At 30.2% G+C, this 24,825-nt stretch carries 24 protein-coding genes; 10 read left to right on the top strand and 14 right to left on the bottom strand.

Translation table 11 applies throughout. The annotated features are described in order from the left end of the window. Positions 1 to 133: 133 nt before the first annotated feature. Positions 134 to 3,010 carry an NACHT domain-containing protein gene (locus tag WHD07_RS01805; RefSeq protein ID WP_343329809.1) on the bottom strand — a complete coding sequence of 959 codons (2,877 nt, stop codon included), beginning with the start codon at positions 3,008 to 3,010 and terminating at the stop codon, positions 134 to 136. Between the two features lie 283 nt (positions 3,011 to 3,293). Between WHD07_RS01805 and WHD07_RS01800 the strand changes: the two genes are divergently transcribed. Both WHD07_RS01800 and WHD07_RS01795 read left to right on the top strand, forming a co-directional pair. Then, positions 3,294 to 5,153, top strand: coding sequence for a radical SAM protein (locus WHD07_RS01800; protein WP_343329808.1), 1,860 nt, complete (start codon positions 3,294 to 3,296; stop codon positions 5,151 to 5,153). 677 nt (positions 5,154 to 5,830) lie between these two features. Continuing rightward, positions 5,831 to 6,127 carry a GIY-YIG nuclease family protein gene (locus WHD07_RS01795; RefSeq protein WP_068453017.1) on the top strand — a complete coding sequence of 99 codons (297 nt, stop codon included), beginning with the start codon at positions 5,831 to 5,833 and terminating at the stop codon, positions 6,125 to 6,127. 323 nt (positions 6,128 to 6,450) lie between these two features. On the opposite strand, the gene WHD07_RS01790 is transcribed toward WHD07_RS01795, so the two are convergent. Continuing rightward, complete coding sequence (locus WHD07_RS01790) at positions 6,451 to 7,389, bottom strand: hypothetical protein (protein ID WP_343329807.1); 939 nt, start codon at positions 7,387 to 7,389, stop codon at positions 6,451 to 6,453. 61 nt (positions 7,390 to 7,450) lie between these two features. After that, positions 7,451 to 7,963 (bottom strand): VOC family protein, encoded by a 513-nt coding sequence (locus WHD07_RS01785; protein WP_343329806.1) that lies wholly within the window; start codon positions 7,961 to 7,963, stop codon positions 7,451 to 7,453. 157 nt (positions 7,964 to 8,120) lie between these two features. Between WHD07_RS01785 and WHD07_RS01780 the strand changes: the two genes are divergently transcribed. Continuing rightward, positions 8,121 to 8,396, top strand: coding sequence for a helix-turn-helix domain-containing protein (locus WHD07_RS01780; RefSeq protein ID WP_343330973.1), 276 nt, complete (start codon positions 8,121 to 8,123; stop codon positions 8,394 to 8,396). Between the two features lie 546 nt (positions 8,397 to 8,942). Here the strand turns inward: WHD07_RS01780 and WHD07_RS01775 are convergent. From WHD07_RS01775 to WHD07_RS01755, 5 genes are all read right to left on the bottom strand, one after another. Then, entirely contained in the window at positions 8,943 to 9,458 is a 516-nt protein-coding gene (locus WHD07_RS01775; RefSeq protein ID WP_343329805.1) for a PepSY domain-containing protein, read from the bottom strand. A 197-nt stretch (positions 9,459 to 9,655) separates the two neighbouring features. Then, positions 9,656 to 10,486 carry a mechanosensitive ion channel family protein gene (locus WHD07_RS01770; RefSeq protein WP_105048610.1) on the bottom strand — a complete coding sequence of 277 codons (831 nt, stop codon included), beginning with the start codon at positions 10,484 to 10,486 and terminating at the stop codon, positions 9,656 to 9,658. Positions 10,487 to 10,503: 17 nt separating this feature from the next. After that, positions 10,504 to 10,887 carry a DUF3037 domain-containing protein gene (locus WHD07_RS01765; RefSeq protein ID WP_105048609.1) on the bottom strand — a complete coding sequence of 128 codons (384 nt, stop codon included), beginning with the start codon at positions 10,885 to 10,887 and terminating at the stop codon, positions 10,504 to 10,506. Further along, positions 10,877 to 11,656, bottom strand: a complete 780-nt coding sequence (locus WHD07_RS01760; RefSeq protein WP_343329804.1) for a HipA family kinase — start codon at positions 11,654 to 11,656, stop codon at positions 10,877 to 10,879. Before WHD07_RS01760 ends, WHD07_RS01765 begins: the two co-directional genes overlap by 11 nt. A gap of 77 nt (positions 11,657 to 11,733) precedes the next feature. After that, positions 11,734 to 12,087: a helix-turn-helix transcriptional regulator gene (locus WHD07_RS01755; RefSeq protein ID WP_343329803.1), complete on the bottom strand. Its 354-nt coding sequence runs from the start codon at positions 12,085 to 12,087 to the stop codon at positions 11,734 to 11,736. Between the two features lie 449 nt (positions 12,088 to 12,536). On the opposite strand from WHD07_RS01755, the gene WHD07_RS01750 reads away from it, so the two are divergent. From WHD07_RS01750 to WHD07_RS01720, 7 genes are all read left to right on the top strand, one after another. Beyond that, on the top strand, positions 12,537 to 13,595 hold the full coding sequence (locus WHD07_RS01750) for a M14 family zinc carboxypeptidase (RefSeq protein ID WP_343329802.1): 1,059 nt from the start codon (positions 12,537 to 12,539) through the stop codon (positions 13,593 to 13,595). Positions 13,596 to 13,671: 76 nt separating this feature from the next. Then, the gene (locus WHD07_RS01745) at positions 13,672 to 14,151 is read left to right on the top strand and encodes an Lrp/AsnC family transcriptional regulator (RefSeq protein ID WP_105048605.1); all 480 of its coding nucleotides are present in this window, start codon (positions 13,672 to 13,674) and stop codon (positions 14,149 to 14,151) included. Between the two features lie 115 nt (positions 14,152 to 14,266). Further along, on the top strand, positions 14,267 to 16,255 hold the full coding sequence (locus WHD07_RS01740; RefSeq protein WP_343329801.1) for an alpha-ketoacid dehydrogenase subunit alpha/beta: 1,989 nt from the start codon (positions 14,267 to 14,269) through the stop codon (positions 16,253 to 16,255). Between the two features lie 34 nt (positions 16,256 to 16,289). Continuing rightward, positions 16,290 to 17,294, top strand: a complete 1,005-nt coding sequence (locus WHD07_RS01735; RefSeq protein WP_343329800.1) for an NADP-dependent oxidoreductase — start codon at positions 16,290 to 16,292, stop codon at positions 17,292 to 17,294. Positions 17,295 to 17,299: 5 nt separating this feature from the next. After that, the gene (locus tag WHD07_RS01730) at positions 17,300 to 17,479 is read left to right on the top strand and encodes a CPXCG motif-containing cysteine-rich protein (RefSeq protein ID WP_233269947.1); all 180 of its coding nucleotides are present in this window, start codon (positions 17,300 to 17,302) and stop codon (positions 17,477 to 17,479) included. Positions 17,480 to 17,644: 165 nt separating this feature from the next. Beyond that, the gene (locus tag WHD07_RS01725; RefSeq protein WP_343329799.1) at positions 17,645 to 18,460 is read left to right on the top strand and encodes an alpha/beta hydrolase; all 816 of its coding nucleotides are present in this window, start codon (positions 17,645 to 17,647) and stop codon (positions 18,458 to 18,460) included. Between the two features lie 119 nt (positions 18,461 to 18,579). Next, positions 18,580 to 19,206 carry a hypothetical protein gene (locus tag WHD07_RS01720; RefSeq protein ID WP_343329798.1) on the top strand — a complete coding sequence of 209 codons (627 nt, stop codon included), beginning with the start codon at positions 18,580 to 18,582 and terminating at the stop codon, positions 19,204 to 19,206. A gap of 33 nt (positions 19,207 to 19,239) precedes the next feature. Here the strand turns inward: WHD07_RS01720 and WHD07_RS01715 are convergent, their stop codons facing one another. The 6 genes from WHD07_RS01715 to WHD07_RS01690 form a co-directional block, all read right to left on the bottom strand. Next, positions 19,240 to 19,944, bottom strand: coding sequence for a pseudouridine synthase (locus WHD07_RS01715; RefSeq protein WP_343329797.1), 705 nt, complete (start codon positions 19,942 to 19,944; stop codon positions 19,240 to 19,242). A 5-nt stretch (positions 19,945 to 19,949) separates the two neighbouring features. After that, positions 19,950 to 21,035, bottom strand: coding sequence for a TlpA disulfide reductase family protein (locus WHD07_RS01710; RefSeq protein WP_343329796.1), 1,086 nt, complete (start codon positions 21,033 to 21,035; stop codon positions 19,950 to 19,952). A gap of 133 nt (positions 21,036 to 21,168) precedes the next feature. Then, complete coding sequence (locus tag WHD07_RS01705; protein WP_343329795.1) at positions 21,169 to 22,362, bottom strand: multidrug effflux MFS transporter; 1,194 nt, start codon at positions 22,360 to 22,362, stop codon at positions 21,169 to 21,171. Positions 22,363 to 22,469: 107 nt separating this feature from the next. After that, positions 22,470 to 22,874, bottom strand: a complete 405-nt coding sequence (locus WHD07_RS01700; RefSeq protein WP_343329794.1) for a DUF805 domain-containing protein — start codon at positions 22,872 to 22,874, stop codon at positions 22,470 to 22,472. A 25-nt stretch (positions 22,875 to 22,899) separates the two neighbouring features. Continuing rightward, complete coding sequence (locus WHD07_RS01695; RefSeq protein WP_105048595.1) at positions 22,900 to 23,283, bottom strand: DUF805 domain-containing protein; 384 nt, start codon at positions 23,281 to 23,283, stop codon at positions 22,900 to 22,902. Positions 23,284 to 23,331: 48 nt separating this feature from the next. Continuing rightward, a complete protein-coding gene (locus tag WHD07_RS01690; RefSeq protein WP_343329793.1) occupies positions 23,332 to 24,666 on the bottom strand; it encodes a DUF58 domain-containing protein in 1,335 nt (444 codons plus the stop codon). Between the last annotated feature and the right edge of the window lie 159 nt (positions 24,667 to 24,825).

Genomic DNA, 24,825 nt, shown 5'->3' with positions numbered 1-24,825 from the left:
AATATTACTCTTAATAGATTTTTCATATTTGAAAAACTAAATTTATTTAAACAAAATCAACATTAGTAGTATTATTAACATATCTGTAAATTATTGAAAGAACATTTTTTTTAGAGGTAACTGTATATATATTTTAACTTTCGTAATCAATGTCTTTGTTTGTTATTTTATCTATCTGATTAAATAGTTCTATAAAATTTTTAAAAATCTTTGGGTCTTTAAGTGTTCTAATATATTTTGAAAAGCTATTTTTCTTTTTATCTTTTATTTTATAAATATTATTACTAAAAGGAGTTGGTTCTACAACACCCTGTTCTTTTAGAAATTCAATATCAAAATAATGTTCTATTTCAAAAGTATTGTATTCCTGCTCTTTAATTAAATAATAATCTAACTCACCAGGAATAGGAAGACATAATCCATATATATTATGGGAAATATGTTTTTTTACTGTATCTTTTATTAGAGTTGGAAATATATTTTCTTTTAATCCTCTAAACTCTTGCAATCCCGCTGCATCATGGTCAAAAACTCCTATGACAAAATTATTCTTATCTAAAATAGGTTTTATAGAGTATAATGATTTTGAAACCTCTCTAGCTCCTCCAGAAAGATTACCAGCACTTGAAATTCCCCAATAAGGTAGATTACCGTTTGTTAAGCAATAATATGCATGTTCTATAATTTCAGCATCAGTTTTTCCTTCAACAATTAATTTTACATTTCTATCTGCTTCGATAGAGTCTAGATTACTAAACCTAAGTTTTCCAGCAGGAAGCTTAATTAAAGTTTGAACAGGTTCACTAATTTTATGTAAATATTCTTTTTTTAATTCCTGTTTAATTGATTTATATTTTTCTTTGCCTAAAATATTTAAACTAAAATCTATTAAAACATATAAAGATGGTTGTTTAAGTATATTCTTATTATCTATTACTTCCGTGAGAGCTTCTGAGTAGTTTATCCTTTTTGAATCTAACGTCAACGCTAGTTTAATGGCTTTAAAAGCATCTACATTCTTTTTACTAGTATTATAATTATTTATGATTTCTTTAAAGGCTAAAATCAAAGGGTCTTTTACAGTCAAAGAATTAAAATTCTCAAAAAAGTAAAATAAATTCATTAATTGTAATATTGGTATATTATAATTTTTAAAAAGGGAAGAATTGTCAGAAGCAAGTTTAGTTGTTGTTTCATATGTATTAATACTCAAATCTAAGGCTTTTAAAACAACTTTTTTACGTAATATATTGTCCGTTTGATAAAGCGCCTGTAATAAATATCCTGCACCTAAGATTCCCATAAACGAATCCTGTAAAACTGTAGCTGAGTTTAATGTCTTTAAAACTTTTTCAAGAAAATTAGGTAAATCTTTTGATTTACCTGCATAAAAAATGGCGGCGTTTTGCCAATTATGCTTTAGAAAATTTTCAGCAAGTAAATTTTCTTTTTCTCTTTGATGTTTGAAAATTTCTAAAGCAGCATAATATTCTAAATATGAGTCATGACTGAAATTTATCCATTTATTTTCCTTTACAACCAAAATACCTGTATGTTCAATTAAATATTGTAGAACTTCTTCAAGTGAGCCTTTCTTTATAGGTAGGGTTTTTCCTTCAAAATATTTTATAAAGAATTGAATAAACTGATCTCTAGTTAATGGTTTGTTGTTTTCTACTTCAAGTAAATGTAAAGCGTATAATGAAAGTATTCTTTCTTTAAAAGAAATATCTATAAACTCAATCCCGCTTGTGACAGTTGCTCTACCTATAATAAGTGAATTAAAATTGTCGTAAATATCTGCTATGGTAGCAGGTATCTCTAAATTATTTTCTTCATACAAAATCGATATTAAAGATAATGTAAGTGGCGTAATTGGCATTCTTTCGATAATTCTATTTTCTTTTAATGCGTCAACGAGGTCTTCTGCTTTATTAGAATCAGATGTAAAGAATTTTGATACGAATTTTTTAATTTGATCATTATTGAATTTTTCTACTTGAAAAATTTTAATACAATTTCTTTCTATTAATGAAGATATTTTTTCTGAATTTCTAGTAGCAAGAATGAATTTTATTTTCTTTTCAGAAGATAAAATGGTTAGATCTTTAATTATCTTTTTTTGAATATTTCTTTCCAGCTCATCAATGCTATCAACAAGTAATGTGATTTTGTAATTTTCATAAAAATCTTCACTAATTTCGAAATAATTAGAAACTTTTTTTTCTAAAAGATTAACGATATTGTAATCGTTTTCAAAAACTTCAGTTGTGCTTAGAAAAACAGGTAAATTTCTATTTTCTTTATTAGTGTTATTTTGGATTAAGTTTTCGCCAATTTTTTTTATTAGAGTAGTTTTACCTGTTCCTGCATCACCTGAAATAATATTATTATTATTTGTATCATTTATTAAATAATTAATATCAATTTTTTTTCTTACAGGTGTATTTGTAGCCTTATCCTCATAGGTATAATAAATTCTTGGTTCGATAAAAATATCAAGCAATTTTTTATATTTATCATTAAAAATTTTTAATTTTTTAATTTCGGAGTCTTGTATAGTAGTTGAACAGAATAATTTTTCGTATTCGATTAAGCTTAAATCATTATGTTTCCAAAAATCCTCATAATTTTCATCAATTAAATCTATAAGTTTATCTCTATCAATAAAACTTAATGTTATATTCTTAATAATTCCATTAATTTTGGTTTTGAAACCGTTAGATATATTATTTTTTGATACTAAATAATAACTATTTGCTTTGTATATATTTTGAATCTTAGCTATTTCTGTAGAAATTTTTTGTTCATCTATATTTCCTGATAGTTTTTCATCAAATAAAATAAAAATATGTTCATCTTTTGTTAATGGACCGTTTAGTGTCGAATAAATATGATTATTATCAATTGCTTTAATCTCGGAATAACCAAGTCTAGATATTAAATTAGTTATACATTCATTTAATTCTATAGCTGAAAGTTCAATGACTTTATTTATTTTTTTACTCATTCTTTGTCGCAATTTTTTTTCAAAGATAAATGTAATGTTTATTATTATAAGTTCAATGTTGTACTATCTTTTTTACACTATATAGAATGTTAACATGTTTATTAAATACTTAAATGTTTCGTAAATTTAATTAAAAGATGTTAAAAAATCAACAGAGACCCTAGCAATCATAAACAGTACTTATCAACCAAAAAGCACCTTCCAAATCCCCATCAACAAAAACCAACAAAAGTTTTCTGTCCTTTTCCTAAATGAGGTAGTATCTTTGCACTTTATTTTATTTATGTCTATAAACACACTTTTAATAACACCACCATTTACACAGTTAAATACTGCGTATCCTGCAACCGCTTACATTAAAGGATTTTTAGATGCTAAAGAGGTACAAACAACACAGATGGATTTAAGTATCGAGTTGTTTACCGCAGTGTTTACCAAAGAATTTATAGATGCCATTTTTAAACAAGCAGAAATGCTGGGTGGTAAAGAATTGCCTTTGGTTTGGAATCAAAAGGAAGAGTACATCAATAAAGTAGACTCTGTAATGAATTATTTGCGTGTGCAAGAAGTTACGGCAGCGTATCAAATTGTACATAAAGATTATTTGCCACACGGACACCGACGCATAAAATTAGACAAAGATTTAAGTACCGAGTTTGGCAAATTAGGAATCTTAGACAAAGCCAAACATATTGCCACCTTGTTTGTAGAAGAATTGGGCGATTTTATCAACCAAAATGTAGACGAGTTTTTCTCATTTACGCGCTATGCAGAACAAATTGGTAGAGCAGCCTCTAGTTTCGATGAGTTAGACGAATGTTTACAGTTTGAAACGACGCTGATAGAAGATGAAATGCTGTATTTGTTAGACGAAAAATTACAAGAAGACAATTACGATTTAATCTGTTTTACAGTTCCTTTTCCTGGTAACTTATTTTCTGCGTTGCGATGCGCTCAGTTTATCAAAAAAAACTATCCAACCGTTAAAATCGGAATGGGTGGCGGTTATTGCAACACCGAATTAAGACGCTTGTCGGATCCTAGAATTTTCGATTTTGTAGATTTCATCACCTTAGATGATGGCGAAGGTCCGTTGTTAAGAATTACCGAATTTTTAGACGGAAAAATAGGCGAGGAGCAACTAGAAAGAACCTACATCTGTAGAAATAACGAGGTTGTGTATGCAGATAAATCACCCAACACTATTTTTCATCATAAAAACTTACCAGCACCAAGTTATATAGGTTTGCCAACGGAAAAATATTTATCTTTTTTAGATGTAATGAATCCGATGCACAGAATGTGGTCTGACGGAAAGTGGAATAAACTCACCATTTCTCACGGTTGTTATTGGAAACAATGCTCTTTTTGTGATGTTACGCTAGATTATATTAGCAATTACGAAAACACCACTGCCGATGATTTGGTAAATAAGATTGAGAAAATAATATCAGAAACCGGAATTACAGGTTTTCATTTTGTAGACGAAGCAGCGCCACCAAAAATGTTAAGAGCCTTGGCAAACAAGTTGCTAGAACGCAAAGTGTACATTACTTGGTGGACTAATATTCGTTTCGAAAAAACCTTTAATGCAGAATTGTGTGCATTATTATCTAAATCGGGTTGTATTGCCGTTACTGGCGGTTTAGAAGTAGCGTCTGACAGATTGTTAGAAAAAATGAAAAAAGGCGTAGATATTGGTCAGGTTGCCCGAGTTACCAAAGCTTTTGCTGACGAAAACATTATGGTGCATGCCTATTTAATGTTTGGTTTTCCTACAGAAACGGCACAAGAAACCATCGATTCTTTAGAAGTTGTACGTCAGTTATTTTACAACAATTGTATTCAGTCTGCTTTTTGGCATCAATTTTCGTGTACAAGCCATAGTCCAGTTGGTAAAAACCCAGACGAGTTTGAGATTAATATTATTGGTCCAGAATTTAAAGGATTTGCCGAGAACGATTTGTATCACGAAGATCCAACAGGAGCAGCCCATCACTTATATAGCCAAGGATTAAATACCGCTTTAAACAATTACTTAAATCACAAAGGCTTTGAAATTCCGTTGCACAAATATTTCGATTTTAAGGTTCCTAGAGTTACTGTTAATAGCACTATGATTGAAAAATGCTTGAAAGAGTAGTTTTATTAGAAGTTATTTCTTGATTTCCAATAAGTCTACTTGTCATTGCGAGGAACGAAGCAATCTGTTAATATGTAACTCAAAAAAAAAGATTACTTCGTCCTATCGTCCTCGTAATGACGGTAGGTTTGTCATTGCGAGGTAACGAAGCAATCTGTTAATTTGTAACACAGAATAAAAAGATTACTTCGTCCTATCGTCCTCGTAATGACAGTCCATTTGTCATTGAGAGGAACGAAGCAATCTGTTAATTTGTAACACAGAATAAAAAGATTACTTCGTCCCATCGTCCTCGTAATGACAGTCCATTTGTCATTGCGAGGAACGAAGCAATCTGTTAATATATAACTCTAAAAAAACAGATTACTTCGTCCCGTCGTCCTCGTAATGACAGTCCATTTGTCATTGCAAGAAACGAAGAAATCTCTTAATTTGTACTCAAAACAAACAGATTACTTCGTCCTATCATCCTCGTAATGACAGTCTGTTTGTCATTGCGAGGAACGAAGCAACCTCTTAATTGTAAACCAAAATAAACAGATTACTTCGTCCTATCATTCTCGTGATGACAGTCCATTTGTCATTGCGAGGAACGAAGCAATCTCTTAATGTGTATTCAAAATAAACAGGTTACTTCCTCGTAATGACAAAATTATTTATCTTAGAAGGAAAAAACTATGAAAAAGTACCACATTTACTTTTTAACCAATAAAAATAATACTGTTCTATATATTGGAGTCACTAGTAATTTATTAAAAAGAATTTATCAGCATAAAACGAAAGAGTATAAAGGTTTTACAGCAAAATACAATTGTGATAAATTAGTGTATTTTGAAGAATACGATGATATAAATTCTGCTATAGCAAGAGAAAAACAATTAAAAGCTGGAAATAGAAAACGTAAAAATGATATCGTAAATTTAGAAAATCCTAATTGGAATGATTTGTCTGATGGTTGGTTGTTTCAGTTTTAATTATCATTGTGAAGAAGAGAGCAATTTCATAATTTGTAACTCAAAACAAAAAGATTACTTCGTCCTATCGTCCTCGTAATGACGGTACATTTGTCATTGCGAGGAACGAAGCAATCTCCTTATCCAAACAAAGATTACTTCATTCGTACCTTATTCGTAATGACACTTGAAATAATCCCCAATTGTCATTTCGACGATAGGAGAAACCACATTACAAAAACACAACAACAGCATTACTTTATGTGATTTCTCCCGTTGGTCTAAATGACAAGATTGTGTGTATTATTTTAACTCAAAAAACAAACCTCCATTATGTCTAAGAACTAATTCTTATTTAAAATCCAATTTATTAAATTTTCTTTATCAACAATAGACCAACTATGTGGATGTCTGTCTCCATTTGATCTGTAGCCTTTATTTTCTGTAGTAATGTATGCAACGTTTTTAAAATTGTGTTTTTTTAAAGACTCAGACAGTTTTTGAATGTAATAAGCATTGGTTTGCTCAAAATTAGTTTTTCTATTTACTTTCCACCAGTTTACATCTAGCTCTGTGTACAATCTAATTTTTGTGTTTTTTAAATTACTAAGGTTTGCTGTGTAATTAGATGCTGATGTAAATACGGCATATTTTTCATAATTAGAAATTCCGTCCTTTGGGTTTCTTAATTCTTTATCAAATAAATTTTTAATCCAAGTACTTTCTTGAACAGAAACATCAGAAAAATTTCTTTCTATATTTATTAAGGAAGCCTCATATAATGCTAAAAGATCGATAGGCGAGTCTACAATAAAAACCCCTTTAGGTTGTATATGGAACTCTTTTAGACCTGTAATGTAATCACTAATTAATAAGCTTACAATTCCTCCACTAGAAAAACCACCAATATAAATGTCATTAGTACTTAAATTATGGTTCTTTAAAGTATTTTGTAAAAGCGTAGCTAGATTTTTTTTATCATTTTCTTCCAACCAAAGTTTATCGCTATAATTCATTAAAACCAAACTGATTTGGTTCTTTATGGCAATGTCTACAATTTGGAATTCCCTTTTTATATCCACAGGTTTTTCTCCAAAACCTCCAAATAAAATTAATACCGCTTTAGAATTTTCTTTAGGTTTTATAATTTCAAAAAGTTCAGTAACAATCGTTTCTGTTTTAGCTTCCTTCTGAATTTCTTTATGTACAGGATTTTTCTTTTCTGATTTACAAGAAATAAAAATAGTTAAGAGAAATAGTATAAGTAAACTGTTGTTCTTCATTTTTAGTGGTATAAACTTTACGCTGAATTATTCAACGTAAAGCAGCAAAGTTACTAGTTTTTTACTTCGCATAAGCACCAGAAGAATACGTTAACTCGTAACTATGCGTGTACACTTCAAAGACAATCCCGAAAGGATCTTCTACATAACACATTTTAAAAGGCTTGTCTTTTGGATAGTACTCTCTAATTGGCATTCTTTGTTTTCCTCCGTAAGCAACAATTTTATCGACCAATTCCTCAATATTTGGATCTTGAATACAAAAATGAATAAGACCTGTATTAAAAGGACTAAATTCTGGCGCTTCTTTAATTCCGTTTGGAAAACAAAACAACTCAACACCAATACCATCTGAAGTAGATAAATGTGCAATTTCAAATTCGGTCCAATCTTCACCAAAAACATCAATACACATTTTACCAATGGCAGTTTCTGTTTCTTTTTTAACAGTAGAAGGTTCCATTATAATGTACCACCCCATTACTTCCGAATAGAATTTTACAGCCTCTTTAATATTAGGAACGGTAAGACCAATATGCGAGAATGATTTTGGGTAACTTGTATTTTTAGTCATAATTTTTAATTTAGACTTCAAAATTAATTTATATTTGCCTTGTTGGCAATAACTTACCAAAAAGTGATATAGTTACCTAAACGAGTAAATTAATGATTATCAGTATTTTAAACTTAATATTTTGATAGATAAAATTACATGTCCGTTAAATTACACGATGAATTTAATAGGTACCAAGTGGAAACCTTTAATTTTATTCCATTTATTAGAAGGTGGTTTGCGTTCTGGAGTGTTGCAAAAACACATAATAGGTATTTCTAACAAAATGTTTACACAAACGGTAAGAGAGTTAGAAAAAGACGGGCTAATTTCTAGGAAAGTATATCCTGTTGTTCCGCCAAAAGTAGAGTATACCCTAACAGAAAGAGGGCAATCTTTAGAAACAATTCTAAGAAGCTTAGATGCTTGGGGATTAAAAGATATTGCAGAATAATTATAAGAGTTTTGTTTATTTATCTTAAAACTCAAAACAAAAATATCCCAATTGTCATTGCGAGGAACGAAGCAATCTGTTAATTTGTAACTCAAAAAAAAAAGATTACTTCGTCCTATCGTCCTCGTAATGACAGTCCATTTGTCATTGCGAGGAACGAAGTAATCTTCTTATCCGAACAAAGATTACTTCATTCGTACCTTATTCGTAATGACACTTGAAATAATCCCCAATTGTCATTTCGATGATAGGAGAAATCACATCACAATAAACACAGCAACGGCATCACTTTATGTGATTACTCCCAAAGGGCGAAAAAACAAAACCCCATTTGTCATTGCGAGGTTACGAAGCAATCTCTTTATCCAAACAAAGATTACTTCATTCGTACCTTATTCGTAATGATACTTGAAACAACCTCCAATTGTAAATTCGAGCGCAGTTTAGAACTAAATGCTTTTATAATTTAAAAATTCGATTTTACCACTGCTTACATACAATAGTAAAACCGAATTAAAAGTTAAGTTGCTTAACGTTTATTGAGTGTTAAATAAACAATAAAATAAGAGTTAGGACAATTCCACCAACAGCAAAATACATTCCTTTTTTAAAAACAGGCATTTTTGGGGTGTACATCCAAAAAGCAGAAAACACAAAAAATAACAATGCTACCCCAAAAAATACGTTTAAAAAATACAACGGAGTATTGGTGTTTGCTTTGTGCAGTTTTTCCATTTTATCTAACACAAATGGCAGTTGATTTCTTTTAATAATTGCTTCCCCAGTAGCTTTATTGTAAGTACCATTTCTTAAATACAAAACATCTCCTTTTTGATCTACTACTTTTGCTCCTTTTTTAAATATAGGCGCCAGGTCTCTAGGAGCTAGATTTGGTGCTAATTTTTTTTCAGTGATAACTTCTGTCTTTAGAAAATCTGTATCTCTAAAAACCATTAAAATTCCACTTAACGCGTACACAAACATAATTCCGGCTAAAAAAAAGCCTAAATATCTGTGAATAATTCTAATTTGAAATGAGAAAGGAGTCTTTCTTTTTGCCATGACGATATATAATTTAAATGTCTACAATACAGACATAAATTTACGATAAAGGTTTAACGTAAAAGTTACTTTTTTTTAAAAAATATGGCTTTTAGAAAATTGTTTTTAACTTAAATTATCTTGTTTTAGTACCAGATTTTATTATAAATAATTACACTATGTATAAAGTTATTGGTTTTTAATTAGTTAGGCTTTTGTTAGTTCGATTTCATATGAACATCCACTTGTGGAAAAGGAATGGAAATATTGTTTTCTATAAATTTACGACGCATTACCCTACGGATATCACTTTTCATTCTGTCAGAACCAAAAATAGTACTGCTATAAAATAACACCTGAAAATTTAAAGACGAATCGCCAAAGCTAACCAATCGTGCTTCTATGATTTTTTGATGATCTACTTCTGGATGTTCCTTGGCACTTTCTTCTAAAATTTTAATTACAAATTCTACATCGCTATCATAAGAAACACCAATATCAATTCTAAAACGATTTAAATGTGTTTGATGGCTCCAGTTAATTACTTTATTAGTGGTAATTAAAGAATTAGGAATAATAATAGAAATATCATCTGTATTTAATCCTTTAGAAGTACGCAGGCCAATTTCTTGTATTTTTACTATATCGCCATCTATTTCTAAAACATCAGAAATTCTAATAGATCTTTCAGAAAGTAAAATAATACCCGAAATAATATCGTTAAAAGTTTGTTGCAATCCCAAACCAACACCTACTAATAATGCTGCAGAACCAGCAATTAATATGGTTAATTTAATACCAAATGCTTCTAATATAAATCCAAAAGCAACTACCCAAACTACGTATTTTATAATCTGAAATAAGGAATAGATGTTTCCTTCATTAAATTCGTTAACACCTTTATTTCTAAATAAAGATTTTTTAAGCAACCATAAAATAACTTTAGTGATGATAAAAATAAGCAGTACCATAAATAAAGTACTTACCTTTAAGCTATAGTTAGCAACATTAAATAGCTCGAATTCTAATATTTTTTGTAATAAATCCATTTACTTTTTATTAAAATTTATAACACATACTTTTCAAAAATATCTTTTAATTCCTTTTCTGGCTCGTTACACAAACCAGGATGTGTTTTAGAACTCTGTATAATAGTACTTCTACAAGCTGCCAACCATCTAAAACGATCGGAAACTTCAAAAGCACCAATTTTACCACCAGATGCTTTTCCTTCGCAAATCAATTTCCAAGCGTTTAAATAGTTGTTTAAGACATCTAGTTCTAGCTCTGGTGCTAACGCTTTTAACTTATCTGGATTGATGTGATATTTAATGCCTAAGAATTTTTTACGCTTAGAAAATAGAATAACTCCTATATTAAAGAATTCTTCGCGTTCTACTTTTGGCACCAATCTAATAATGGCGTATTCAAAGGTAACTTTATCTTGCATCTTCCGCTTCTTTAACTAATTCATCAATCATTAAGAGTTTTGCATTCAAAAACTGAGTGTATGCTGCTCTTATTTCTTTTGGGGATAAAACTTCTCCTTCATTTACTAACCAATCTTCAGGAATATTAGCAATTATCTCATCTATAACAGTTGCATTTATCACTTTTTTAATTGCTGATGATGCTTCTTGTAAATGTGTTGCTTTAGGCAAAAGCACATGGTCTTTAATTAAAGGAAAGGTTCTTGTTAAATGATTTTCCCAAGTTGCCCAATTATGATGAAAATAGAAGCTAGCTCCGTTATCAATAATCCAAAGTTCATTATTCCAATTTAAAAGATTGGTGTTTTTTGCAGTCCTATCTATATTGCTGATTAAGCTATCTAAAATAACAACTTTAGAAGCTGTTAGTGCATCTGCTGTAGATACTAAAGGATCATAAGTAATGGCGCTCGATAAAAAATGCAAACCTAAATTTAAACCGACGCTAAATTTTAATAAATCCTGAATTTCTTCATCGGGCTCTGTTTTGCTAAAAGAGTCGTCTAGATTCATAAAAACCAATTCAGGTACATGCAAACCCATTGCTCTGGCAAGTTCGCCACCAATAAATTCAGAGATTAATGCTTTTTTACCTTGTCCTGCACCTCTAAACTTAAGTACATATAAAAAACCATCATCTGCTTTTACAATTGCAGGCAAAGAACCTCCTTCTCGTAAAGGTTGTAAATACTGAACAACATTTACAGTTCTAATATCAATTTTATTCATAAATACTAAATTATACTATTTATCTAAATTGAAGACAAAAATGAAAAATTTGTTTGAAGCCTTTTTTAAGGTTGTATCTATTTCTGATATTCTTCAAAAGTTCCATCAGAATAAAAAACAACAATACGCTGAATTTTTTTTCCAACAGTTTCAGTTGCAGTTTCATTAAAAAAAGTTGGAGTAGCTGCAACCTTCGTTTCTGCATTTTTAGGAAAACTTCCTTTTCCATTTAACAACCAATACATATCTACATCTTTAAATTCTGTAGTTACTTTTAAAATAAAATCTAAACTTGGTTTATTTCTACCAGAGAGAATATGAGAAATACTAGAACGTTGCACACCTACTTTATCTGCAAACATAGAGGCGGATAATTGATGAAAATCCATAACTTTTTTAAGGCGTGTTGTAAATTCAGATATGTTTACCATTGTAATATAGTTGTATTATACAAATGTAACCAAACTAAATACAGCAACAAAGTATATTGTTGTAAATAATAAACATCGTTGTTCTAATATTAAACAATAACTTTAAATAAATCGTATAAGAATCTAAATTATAGTATTTTATAAGATAATAATAAATGATTACTATCTAATTATTAGCGGTTTGTTAGAATATAGTCGTGGTTACAATTTACAATTCACAACAGTAACATCTGCGAGCAATTTACATTGTTACAATTGTAATTTTTAAATGATTTACAATTGTGAATGCTTTAATTCTAAAAATTATACAAGTTAAAAAAGACGAAAGAATTAGAAATAGTTGCCTGCTTAACAACCTTTATATTTTATTATAATAATTATATGCTTATATATAAATGGTTGATAGCTTTTAAAAATTATCTATTTTTGAAAAAAATTATCATCCGAATATGAATACGTTACCCATCAATTTTTTAGAAAATATTTACAACCAGCAAAAAGAAAATACGTTGCATGGAAAATGGATTACTTATAAAGACATTGAAAATTTATTTTCTAAATACGCTTCTAAATTTGAAGTTTCTCAAATTGGTACATCCGAAGAAAACCGACCTATACATCAATTAAAAATTGGGAATGGTTCTAAGAAGATATTATTATGGTCTCAAATGCATGGAAACGAAAGCACAGGTACAAGAGCTTTATTTGATCTTTTTAACTGTATTTTAAATAGTACAGACGCTATTTTTACTAAAATATTAGAAGAATGCACTTTGGTTTTTATACCAATGTTAAATCCTGATGGAGCACAAGCGTTCACCAGAGTAAATGCTAACAATGTAGATCTAAATAGAGATGCTGTAGACAGAGTTGCTACAGAAAGTAAGCTTTTACGCAGTATTTTAGAAGAATTTAATCCGCAGTTTTGTTTTAACCTGCACGATCAAAGAACTATTTTTAGTGTAGAAGGCACTAAAAACCCAGCTACAATTTCATTTTTAGCTCCTTCAGAGGAGATTACAAGAGGTCTTACAAAGGGTAGAATTGCTACCATGGATGTAATTGTTAGTATGAATACTATGTTGCAAAATACAATACCTAATTTTGTGGGTAGATATACGGATGAATTTTATCCGACGGCTACAGGAGATAATTTTCAAAAACTAGGTTACAACACTATTTTAATAGAATCCGGGCATTATCCTGATGACTACGATAGAGAAGAGACAAGAAAATATACTTTTTACTCGATATTACAAGGTGTTCATTATATTGCAAATACGGATAGTTTTATAAATTATGAACCGTATTTTGATATTCCTAATAATGATAAAATTTTCTATGATGTTATTCATAGATATGCAGACTCAAAAAAGGACGTTGCGTATCAATTTATAGATCAAATTGTGGACGGAAAATTTGTTTCAAAATTAAACAAAGTAGATGAAAATAGTTTAATTTCTAAAATTGGACATAACGAAATCGTTTTCGGAGGTGAAATTATTTAAGTATTTGTTAGTTTAATGATGATTTAATTAAATTAAATTCATAAATTTGCATAGGAATTTGAATAATACGTAAAAAATGAAAAAATTTATATTAGACGAAATTGATCATCAAATACTAGATGTGTTAATTGAAAATGCCAGAACACCATTTACTGACATTGCAAAACAATTATTAGTTTCTGCAGGTACAATTCACGTACGTGTTAAAAAGATGGAAGATGAAGGTATTATTCAAGGATCTACACTTACTTTAAACTACGAAAAAATGGGCTATTCTTTTATAGCACATGTGGGTATTTACTTAGAAAAAACTTCTATGACTCAAAACGTAATTACAGATCTAAGAAATATACCAAATGTAACTGTAGCTTATGTAACTGCAGGTAAATACAATATTTTCTGTAAAGTAAGAGCTAAAGGAACAAACGATGCTAAAGACATTATCTATAGAATAGATGATATTAATGGTGTTAACAGAACAGAAACAATGATTGCTTTAGAAGAAAGCATCAATGATAAAAAGAGAATGATGCACGAAATTTTTCAGCAGTTGTAATACTTCTTTTTTATAATATGTATAATCCTTATCAATAAAATGATAAGGATTTTTTTTGTAGATTATACACCTTTTACCACTATGTTAGTTTGTATAATTATGAAATCTGCAATTTATGTCTTCTAAAATTGATTTTAATAAAGATTCTTTCCGTAACGAAACGCTATTAAGCTTGTATAAAAGCATGCTAAAACCTCGCTTAATTGAAGAGAAAATGCTTATTCTCTTAAGACAGGGAAAAATATCGAAATGGTTTTCTGGTATTGGGCAAGAAGCAATTTCTGTAGGTGTTGCCGCTGCTTTAGACAAAGACGAATATATTTTACCTATGCATAGAAACTTAGGGGTTTTTACAACGAGAGCAATTCCGTTATATAAATTGTTTTCTCAATGGCAGGGTAAAATGAATGGTTTTACCAAAGGTAGAGACCGAAGCTTTCATTTTGGTACACAAGAACATCATATTGTAGGAATGATTTCTCATTTAGGTCCGCAATTAGGTGTAGCAGACGGCATTGCATTAGGCAATAAATTAAAAAAGAACAACCAGGTTTGCGCGGTTTTTACAGGTGAAGGTGGTACAAGTGAAGGTGATTTTCATGAAGCTCTAAACGTTGCGGCAGTTTGGAGTTTACCTGTGTTGTTTTGTGTAGAAAATAATGGTTATGGTTTATCTACACCCACTTCAGAGCAATTTAAATGTAAAAATATTGCAGATAAAGGCATTGGTTACGGTATTGAAAGCTATATTATTGATGGAAACAATATTCTAGAAGTTTACGCAAAGGTTAGTGAATTGGCAAAAAGTGTTCGTATAGAACCAAGACCTATTTTATTAGAGTTTAAAACCTTTAGAATGCGAGGTCATGAAGAGGCGAGTGGTGTAAAATATGTTCCGCAAGCGGATTTAGACTTTTGGGGAGCTAAAGATCCATTAGAAAATTATCAAGAATACCTTAAAAACAAAGGAATTTTATCCGAAGAAATAGAGGTTTCATATAAAGAAGCAATTATTCATGAAATAAATGAACATCTTCAAATAGCTTTTAAGGAAGAAAAAGTGATTCCTAATTTAGAAACCGAGTTAAAAGACGTTTATAAAAAACACCATTACAACGCAATAACACCTTCAAACAAGAAGAAAAACATTCGTTTTATAGATGCTATTTCTCAAGGATTAGAGCAATCTATGGAAAAATATGATGATTTAATTATCATGGGGCAAGATATTGCAGAATATGGAGGAGCGTTTAAAATAACAGATCAATTTGTAAAGAAATTTGGCAAAGAGCGCGTTAGAAATACACCTATTTGCGAATCTGCAATTGTTTCTACGGGTTATGGTTTGTCTTTAAACAATATAAAATCTGTCATAGAAATGCAATTTGCAGATTTTGTATCATCAGGTTTTAATCCGATTGTAAATTTATTAGCAAAATCTCATTATAGATGGGGGCAACATGCAGATATTGTGGTAAGAATGCCTTGTGGAGCGGGAGTTGGTGCAGGTCCTTTTCATAGCCAAACCAATGAAGCTTGGTTTACCAAAACACCTGGTTTAATTGTGGTATATCCTGCATTTTCTCAAGACGCAAAAGGTTTATTAATTGAAGCGATTAACAATCCAAATCCTGTGCTATTTTTCGAGCACAAAGCACTATATAGAGCTGTTTATCAGGAGGTTTCCGAAAATTACTTTACAACAGAAATAGGAAAAGCAGCGCTTTTAAAAGAAGGAAATCAACTTACAATAATTAGTTACGGAGGGGCAATTCATTGGGTTTTAGATATTTTAGTAAACTTAAAAAACATTTCAGTAGATCTTATAGATTTAAGAACTTTACAACCTTTAGATGTTGAGACCATTTATGCTTCGGTTAAAAAAACAGGTAAAGTGGTTATTGTGCAAGAAGATTCCTTATTTGGTGGTATTGCAAGTGATATATCCGCATTAATAAACGAGCATTGTTTTGAGTATTTAGACGCGCCTGTAAAGCGTATTGCAAGTTTAGAAACTCCAATTCCGTTCGACAAAGGTTTAGAAAATCAATATTTGGGTAAAAATAGACTAGAAAAACAAATTTTAGATTTGATTGATTATTAAAAAAATACTATTTTTAGAACTTAAAATGTTAGTAATGAACAACAAACAAATCACTCTAAAAAACCGTCCGAAAGGAGTGCCAGATAAAAATACTTGGCAATTTGAAGAAACCCCAATTCCTGAACTAGAAGAAGGAGAAATTTTAATTCAACAACATTATATTTCTCTAGATCCAGCAATGCGTGGTTGGATGAATGACACAAAATCTTACATTCCGCCAGTAGCTTTAGATAGTGTAATGCGTGCAGGTTCTGTTGGTAAGGTTATTAAAAATAACAACAATCCAAATTTTCAAATAGGAGACTGTGTTTCTGGTTGGGGTGGTGTGCAACAATATATTGTTTCCGACGGACAAGGTTGTTTTAAAGTTGATGAAAAAGTGGCGCCAATGCCTACTTTTTTAGGCACATTAGGTATGCCAGGTATGACCGCTTATTTTGGAATATTAGAAGTAGCCAAAATTAAAGAGGGAGATATTGTATTGGTTTCTGGTGCAGCAGGTGCTGTTGGTAGTATTGTAGGGCAGATTGCAAAAATTAAAGGTTGTAGAGTAATTGGTATTGCTGGCGGAGAAGAAAAATGCAATTATATTAAAAACGAATTAGGTTTTGATGCAGCCATCGATTATAAATCTGAAAACATTTATACAGCACTAAAAAGAAAATGCCCAAAAGGGGTTGATGTTTATTTTGATAATGTTGGAGGTGTTATTTTAGACGCAGCTTTAAGTAAGTTAAGAATGCATGCAACCGTTGTGCTTTGTGGTGCCATTTCTCAATACAACAACAAAACAAAAATAAATGGTCCTAGCAATTATCTATCTTTACTAGTAACACGTTCTACCATGAAAGGAATGGTAGTAATGGATTATGCCAAAGATTTTGGAAAAGCGGCCAAACAAATGGCTATCTGGATGAAAGAAGGAAAATTAAAATCTAGAGAAGATATTTATGAAGGTATCGAAAACTTTCAGGAAACCTATAATCGATTGTTTACTGGAGAAAAAAATGGAAAATTAATTTTAAAAGTAATCGAATAGTGGAGTTGGAGCATTTTTTTCAATGTCCACATTGTTGGGAAGATATTTCAATGATTTTAGATCAAAGTGTGCGCCAACAAACCTATATAGAAGATTGCGAGGTTTGTTGTAACCCTATAGAAATTACACCTTCTTTTGAGGATGGAGAGTTAATTGGTTTTAACGCACAGTCTATAGAGCAATAAGTTTTGAAACTTTTTTTTAGAAGCTATTTCCTGCTTTTAGCACTCGCTTTTTTTATTCCAAAAAAGAATAAAAAAGAGCTCAAACAATTGCTGCAATCAGGGCTACACTTGTTTGCTAACTATTTGTGATTATTATAAAATTCAGTTTTAACACATAAAAAAATAATGAAAAAACATATCTTTTACTTATTCATCATAATTATAACTGCTAGTTGTAAAAATAACGCAACAGTTTATAATGACCCTATTCCAAAACATGACAGTTTAAGGATAAACTCAAAATTCACAAATGAAGAACGAGTAATAAATATTTGGACGCCTCCAAACTACAATGCTTCTAAAGATAGCTTAACGGTAATATACATGCCTGATGGTGGCATAAAAGAAGATTTTCCGCATATAGCAAACACATTAGATACGTTAATTAAACAAAATAAAATTCCTAATGTAATATTGGTTGGTATTGAAAATACGGAAAGAGGAAGAGATTTAACAGGACCATCAAACATTGAATACGATTTAAAATTTATTCAAAACCCTGGAGGAGCAGATAATTTCAGAAAATTTATCAAAAGTGAATTATTTCCTGTAATAGATAGAAAATATAGAACATCAAACAAAAAGGTAATTATAGGCGAGTCTTTGGCTGGTTTATTCGTTATTGAAACATTCATTTTAGAACCAAATATGTTTGACTATTTTATAGCAATGGATCCTTCTTTGTGGTTTAATGAAAATTATTTGGTTAAAAATTACGAAAACTTAACCAAAGAAAATAATTATGAAAACAAAAGACTTTGGTATGCAGGTTCAAGTGTCACGGATATATCAACTTTTACAAAAAGATTAAACCTAAAATTAAAAAATACTAAAGGTGAATTAATCTGGAAATATGAAGATGAACCAAATGAAAAACATAATACTATTTTTAGAGCAACAAAAGACAAAGCTTTAACATGGATTTTTAGCGAAAATAAATAACGTTTTATTTACCCCTTACTTCTGCATATAATCTCAGAATTTTTCTACGAGTCAGGTTTAGAGGTAATAAAATTGTTTAAAGAATAAAAAATAGTGATTAAACTGCATAATTAAAACAAATGCGATCAAATACAATACCAATTGAATTAAGGAATTTAATAAGTCCTGAACAAACCGACTTTATCGTTAAAAGTTCTAGAAATTACCCTAAAAAGAATGGTTTATTTCTTTTGTTTTTCTCATTATTTTGGAATGCTTTTGTCAGTATTTTTGTAATTGCCTTTATAATACCAGTACTATCGGGAAAAGAAGTTCATTTTAAAGAGAATGATGTGCCAACATCTGGAAGCTTAGAAAATTGGGAGTCAATATTAGTACCAAGTTTGGTGATTGGCTTGTTTGTAGTTGTTGGTATTGGCTTATTTATTTGGGCATTCGTACAGCTTTTTCAAAAAGGAGGGTATTTTGTAGGGACAGAAACGAGGTTTATAAAATATAGAAATGGCAAAATAACCGTTAAAGATTGGGAGCAATTTTCTGGAAATATTAAAATGAGTAACAAATCTAGGGTTGGAGATTTAGAACTAGAATTAAGAACTGGAAAAATGAAAAGCCGCAATAAAGGCACTGACAGATTTGTACCTGATATTATTTATATATCTGGAATAAAAAATGTGTTTGAAATTGAAAAGAAAATTAGAAAAAGAATCAAAGAAAACGCCCCAACGCCTAAGATAACTACATAGGTTTTTATTTATAGTGATAAAAACCTATCAAAATTAATCCAAAGGGTTTTTCCAAGAAAAAGCTTTAAATAAAGAAATCCAATCTTCTGTAAAAGACGCTTTTAAAGTAAGTCCTTCTTCTGTAAAAGGATGTTTAAATTCTAATTTTCCAGCATGTAGAAACATGTTTTTCCAACCAAAATTTTCTTCAAACATTACATCATGATTCTTGTCTCCGTATTTTGTATCTCCAATTAAAGGGTGACTTATCTTATTAGAATGCACGCGTAATTGATGCATTCTACCTGTTTTTGGTGATAATTCCACCAAACTATAACGCGAAGAATCGTATGGTTTTACAGGAATGTCTAAAGTAACTTGTTCTAAGGTTCTTAAATGTGTTAAAGCTTCTTTGTGAACGTTTGCATCTCTTCCTTTTACAGGAGAATCAATAACTTTGCTCTCAGGAGAAAACCCACGAACAACTCCATAATACGTTTTCTGAATTTCGTTTGCAGTAAACAAATCTTGAAATTTAGAAACATACTGTGTTTCTTTGGCGAGTAATATAATTCCTGATGTTTTTCTATCTAATCGATGAATCGGATAAAATTTACCACCAATTTGTTCATCTAAAAGTTGCAAAAGAGATTTTTCATCAGCTACATTTCTAGAGTGTCGTGCATGATGCACTAATATATTGTTGGGTTTTGCTACACAAATGATAAACTCATCTTGATAAATGATAGGAATTTCCATAAAAATTATAATAATTTTTGAAGTTGATACTCTAATTCTGTAATTGAAATTTTTTCTTTAATAACGCCACCGTTTCCATCAATTAAAACCATATACGGTATGGTTCTAACACCGTGCATGGTAGAAATTCTGCCATAATCATCAAAAATATGGTACCAACTTAACATGCCGTCTTGCTCAATACCTTTTTTCCAATCTTCTTTGTTTTTGTCTTCCGAAACGGTAAGAATTGTAAATCCTTTGTTTTTGTATTTATGATAAAGTTGTTTAACTCTAGGTGTTACCAATCTACAAGGTCCACACCAACTTGCCCAAAAATCTATTAAAATTACCTTTTTACCTTTAATAATTGATTTTAAAGAGATTAATTCTCCTTTTAAACCGTCTCCACTAAACATAATGGCAGGTTTTCTATATACTTTTTTAGCAGCTGCAATTTTATTTTTTTCAACTAGTTCTGCATCAACAATTTTCTGTAAGTTAGAAATTTTATCATCTAAAAGACTTGCTAAAGTACTTGTTTTAACTACTTCCGTATTGTTTTTAATTTCTTTAAAATCCTCTAAATTAAAGTTTTGAATGGTAGGAAATAGGGTAGAAGATAATACATTATTTGCATTGGATATTAAAAAACTTTTAGCAATTTCTTTCTTCTCTAATTCAATTTCTTGAATAGCTTTTTGTAAGCTATCTAGCTTTATATCCTTTTTTATAAAAGCATTTAGTGACACTAACTTTTTAACGTCTAAGTCGTTCTGTAAAGTATTAAAATCGACTTGTTTATTATTTAGATTTCCACCAGAAATGGTTGCTTTATTATCATTTATAAGTATGGTATACTGACTATTTTCTAGAATAATAGTATGCTTTTTAGGTTGGTTTTTTAGTTGTAAATGATATTTTTTAGGTGTTGTTACAATCCCTTTAAAAATAAACGAATTATTAACAACAGTTGAAGAATCTATCTTTTTACCCTGTGTATTTACCAAATAAACAAGCGGAGAATTTGTAGTAGACAAAACACCTTTAATAGTATATCCTTTACGTATTTCTTCTTTTTTATTAACTGAATTACAAGAGGTTAAAAACAAAAAAAAACTGCAGATTAGGAGTATTAATTTACGCATAAAAACATATTTATTGTTCAAATAAATTTAAGAACCGTGCAAAATACTATAATTTTCACAGTTTTTATGTACTTTTTAAAGTAATAGCGTAGTTGAGTTAATTTTTTCTAAGTTTTAAAAGTATGATTAAAAGCAAAGAAATAGTACCACAAACAAAAAAACCAATAAATAAAGGTAAAGCTGTTTGATTGATGAAACTTCCAATATACGTTGCAATAGGTACCGCCATAATTGTAGAAACAAAACCATTAATAGCAGCTCCAACACCTGCAATATGACCTATAGACTCCATAGCCAATGCTCTTGTGTTTCCAAAAAGAAAACCTATAGAAAAGAATTGGATGGCAAAAAATGCAATAATTACATAGATACTTGGGTTACTTGCTCCAGAAAATAAAAACAAATAAATAAGCGGTACGATGGTAAAAAGCACGGTAAAGATGGAAACTAATTTAAACATACCGAATCTTACTACCAATTTACCGTTTAAAAACGTAGCCAAACCAATACTAATAGCAAGACCTGCAAAAATATAAGGAAACTCTTCTTTTAAGTGATATTGCTCTTCAAATATTCGTTGACTTGCACTTAGATACACCATAAAAGAACCCGTTATTAAACCCGAAAAAACAGTAAAAATTACAGCATATTTGTATTTAAAAAACTCTTTAGCACCTTCTACAAAGAGAGAAATTTTAAACTTTTTTCGATCTTCTATTTTTAAGGTTTCTGGTTGTCGTTTCCAAACCCAAAGCATGATAAAAAAACCAATAATTAATTGACCGTAAAAAATAGATTTCCAACCATATAAGTCTAAAACAAGTTTACCTACAGCAGGTGCAATTACTGGTACTAAAATAAAAATAACCACAATAAAAGACATCACCTTAGCCATGTAATTCCCGCTAAAACGATCTCTAACCATAGCAATACTTATGGTTCTTGGTGCAGAAAGTCCCATTCCTTGTAAAAGCCGACCAAAAATCATCATTTCTAAACTGTCTGCAAAAACACAAATAAGACTCGCAAGGGCAAATACAATAAAACCAACATAAATAACTGGTTTTCTACCAAAACTATCAGATAAAGGTCCGGATATAAGTTGCCCAAAACCCAAGCCTAAAAAAATCATAGTTATAAATAACTGATTGTCTTTTGGATCTACTATATGTATTGTTTTACTAATATCTGTAATTGCAGGCAATAATGCGTCTATTGCAAAAGCAACGAGTGACATTAAAGATGCCATTACAATGATAAATTCCGATTCTGATTTTTGTCTAATTTTCACTGCACAAAAGTAAGTTTATTTAAACGCTAAGAGAGTTTAAAACTCTTAAAAAAAACAAAAAAAGGTTGCCATATCAGCAACCTTTTAACTTATCTTTTAAATATTTTTTATTCTCTACCTATTTGATCAATAGTACTGTTGTTTCCAATTCCTTTAGGGTTCTCTCCCCATTTATTGGCACCGTTTTGTGAATCTGTACACAATACGACTAACAACCATATACCACCAATTAATGGAATTAATGCAATAAAAAAGAACCAACCACTTTTCCCTGTATCATGTAATCTTCTTACAAGAACAGCTAAACTTGGTACCAAAACAGCTAAACTATAAATATAACTTAAACTAGCCAATAATGGAGCTTCTATCGCTATGGCAACACCTGTAAAAACTACTGATATTGCAATAGAAAATATTGCATTGAATAAGGTAAACATCCAATATTCTTCTCTTCTTGCTCTTCCACTGAAATCTGCGTAATGTTCTTTTAATACTTTTAAATACCAATTCATTCTTTAAGTTTTATAGTTAGTTAAATTATTCTTGACCTATTTGATTAATTTCAGAGTTGTTTCCAATTCCTTTAGGGTTTTCTCCCCATTTGTTTTCACCATTTTCACTATCTATACAAAGTAAATATAAATTATAAAAAGGAATTAAAACAAACCATCCACTTTTTCCTGCATCATGTGTTCTTCTTACTGCAACAGCGATATAAGGAACTAACACGACTAAACTGTATAAAGTTTCAAGGTATCCATCTTCATTTAATTCACCATAGGTTGTGCCTAGAATTTTATCTAAAAACATTAAACCGATAGAAATAATAAGATTGATCAAAACAAACATCCAATATTCTTTACGTCTAGCTCGTCCTTTAAAATCCGAGTACTGTTTTAATACTTTTATGTACCAATTCATTTTATAATTGTTTGTTTAGTTTGATAAGCTCGCAAATATATGTTTTATTTAAAATAATCCTCTAGATTTTAACTCTAAATACTTATTGATCGTATCTCCTGTTAGGTTTTCTGGTTTTGTTAAAACAGACTGAATTCCGTATTTTCTGAGTTCTTTTACAATACTTTTCTTTTCGTACATAAATTTTTCAGCAATAATGCTGTCATACACACCCAAAACATCTTCACTTTTTGTTGTGGTTAAAGCTTCTAAGGCTGTGTTTTCGAAAAATACTACCAACACCAAATGGTTTTTTGCCAAGGCTCGTAAATAGGGAAGTTGCCTATTTAATCCGTCCATAGTTTCGAAATTTGTATATAAAATAAGCAAACTTCTTTGTGTAATTTTTCGCTTAACAACTGCGTATAACGTACTAAAATCCGATTCTGAAAAATCTGTTTTTATATTATGTAACGCTTCGGAAATTAAACTCATTTGCGAATTTCTTCTTTCTGCAACCACCCAATCTTCTAACTTTGTTGAAAAAGACAACATACCAGCTTTGTCTTGTTTTCTAAGAACAACATTGCTAATTGCCAATGTAGCGTTGATGGCATAATCTAATAAACTTAAATTATGAAAATGCATTTGCATAGCACGACCTTTATCAATAATTGAATACACCGGTTGCGATTTTTCTTCTACATATTGATTGATCATCAACTGACTTCTCTTTGCAGTCGCTTTCCAATTTAAAGAGCGAATATCATCACCAGAAACATATTCTTTAATTTGCTCGAATTCTAAGGAATGTCCAATTCTACGCACTTTTTTGGTTCCGTAAGAAATAGCATCGTTATTAAAAGCTCTAAAATCGAATTCTCTCAGTTTTAAAAAAGAAGGATAACATTTTAGTTCTTTTTCCTCACCTAAAACATATTTTTTAGTAGCCAATTGCAAAGGTGAACTCGCATATACATTGATGTTTCCAAATAAATAAACACCTCTTTCAGTTGGAGTTAAATCGTAATGAATTGTTTTTTCTTCTTTATTGGCTAAAATTAAAGGAAAGATAAAATCTCTTTTTTGAAACTGATACGGAATTTCCTCAATAATAGAGATATGCGCATCAAATCCGTATGCATTTTTTAATTGCATCGATATTTTATTGGCATCTCCGTTAGATAATCTTTCTGGTAAATACCTGTTTACTGTAATGGCGTCTTTTGTTTTATATAAAATAAAAATATCAACCAAAACCAAGACCACCACTATAAAAAGCAACACTTTAGAGACTTCAAAAAAGATAGGTAAAAAAAAGCCAACCACAAAAAGGAGGGCGATTCCTCCTAGAATGTAGAAAAATCGGTTGTTTAAGAATAAAGTGTTGTATAAATGTTTCAATGTTTTGTGTAATTGTTTATTTGTTTAATTGTTTAATTGTTTTTTTTCTTTTGCCATTCCTGTGAAAACAGGAGTTTATACTTAATGATTATGGATTCCTGCCTACGCAGGAATGACAAACTGTACTTATTTCATCTTACGCCTGTCATTCCGAATGCT

The organism is Polaribacter staleyi (assembly GCF_038024045.1).
Classification (GTDB): Bacteria; Bacteroidota; Bacteroidia; order Flavobacteriales; family Flavobacteriaceae; genus Polaribacter; species Polaribacter butkevichii.
Note: the sequence above shows the minus strand (reverse complement) of the source record. Positions and strands in the feature narration are given on the sequence as shown.

Coding starts and splice junctions, on each gene's coding strand:
- WHD07_RS01700 (WP_343329794.1), bottom strand. CDS start 22,874: ATGAATTGGTATTTAAAAGTATTAAAAGAACATTACGCAGATTTCAGT.
- WHD07_RS01760 (WP_343329804.1), bottom strand. CDS start 11,656: ATGAATAAAATTGATATTAGAACTGTAAATGTTGTTCAGTATTTACAA.
- WHD07_RS01720 (WP_343329798.1), top strand. CDS start 18,580: ATGCGATCAAATACAATACCAATTGAATTAAGGAATTTAATAAGTCCT.
- WHD07_RS01795 (WP_068453017.1), top strand. CDS start 5,831: ATGAAAAAGTACCACATTTACTTTTTAACCAATAAAAATAATACTGTT.
- WHD07_RS01775 (WP_343329805.1), bottom strand. CDS start 9,458: ATGGCAAAAAGAAAGACTCCTTTCTCATTTCAAATTAGAATTATTCAC.
- WHD07_RS01745 (WP_105048605.1), top strand. CDS start 13,672: ATGAAAAAATTTATATTAGACGAAATTGATCATCAAATACTAGATGTG.
- WHD07_RS01780 (WP_343330973.1), top strand. CDS start 8,121: ATGAATTTAATAGGTACCAAGTGGAAACCTTTAATTTTATTCCATTTA.
- WHD07_RS01785 (WP_343329806.1), bottom strand. CDS start 7,963: ATGACTAAAAATACAAGTTACCCAAAATCATTCTCGCATATTGGTCTT.
- WHD07_RS01750 (WP_343329802.1), top strand. CDS start 12,537: ATGAATACGTTACCCATCAATTTTTTAGAAAATATTTACAACCAGCAA.
- WHD07_RS01800 (WP_343329808.1), top strand. CDS start 3,294: ATGTCTATAAACACACTTTTAATAACACCACCATTTACACAGTTAAAT.
- WHD07_RS01770 (WP_105048610.1), bottom strand. CDS start 10,486: ATGGATTTATTACAAAAAATATTAGAATTCGAGCTATTTAATGTTGCT.
- WHD07_RS01740 (WP_343329801.1), top strand. CDS start 14,267: ATGTCTTCTAAAATTGATTTTAATAAAGATTCTTTCCGTAACGAAACG.
- WHD07_RS01755 (WP_343329803.1), bottom strand. CDS start 12,087: ATGGTAAACATATCTGAATTTACAACACGCCTTAAAAAAGTTATGGAT.
- WHD07_RS01735 (WP_343329800.1), top strand. CDS start 16,290: ATGAACAACAAACAAATCACTCTAAAAAACCGTCCGAAAGGAGTGCCA.
- WHD07_RS01790 (WP_343329807.1), bottom strand. CDS start 7,389: ATGAAGAACAACAGTTTACTTATACTATTTCTCTTAACTATTTTTATT.
- WHD07_RS01805 (WP_343329809.1), bottom strand. CDS start 3,010: ATGAGTAAAAAAATAAATAAAGTCATTGAACTTTCAGCTATAGAATTA.
- WHD07_RS01765 (WP_105048609.1), bottom strand. CDS start 10,887: ATGCAAGATAAAGTTACCTTTGAATACGCCATTATTAGATTGGTGCCA.
- WHD07_RS01695 (WP_105048595.1), bottom strand. CDS start 23,283: ATGAATTGGTACATAAAAGTATTAAAACAGTACTCGGATTTTAAAGGA.
- WHD07_RS01725 (WP_343329799.1), top strand. CDS start 17,645: ATGAAAAAACATATCTTTTACTTATTCATCATAATTATAACTGCTAGT.
- WHD07_RS01715 (WP_343329797.1), bottom strand. CDS start 19,944: ATGGAAATTCCTATCATTTATCAAGATGAGTTTATCATTTGTGTAGCA.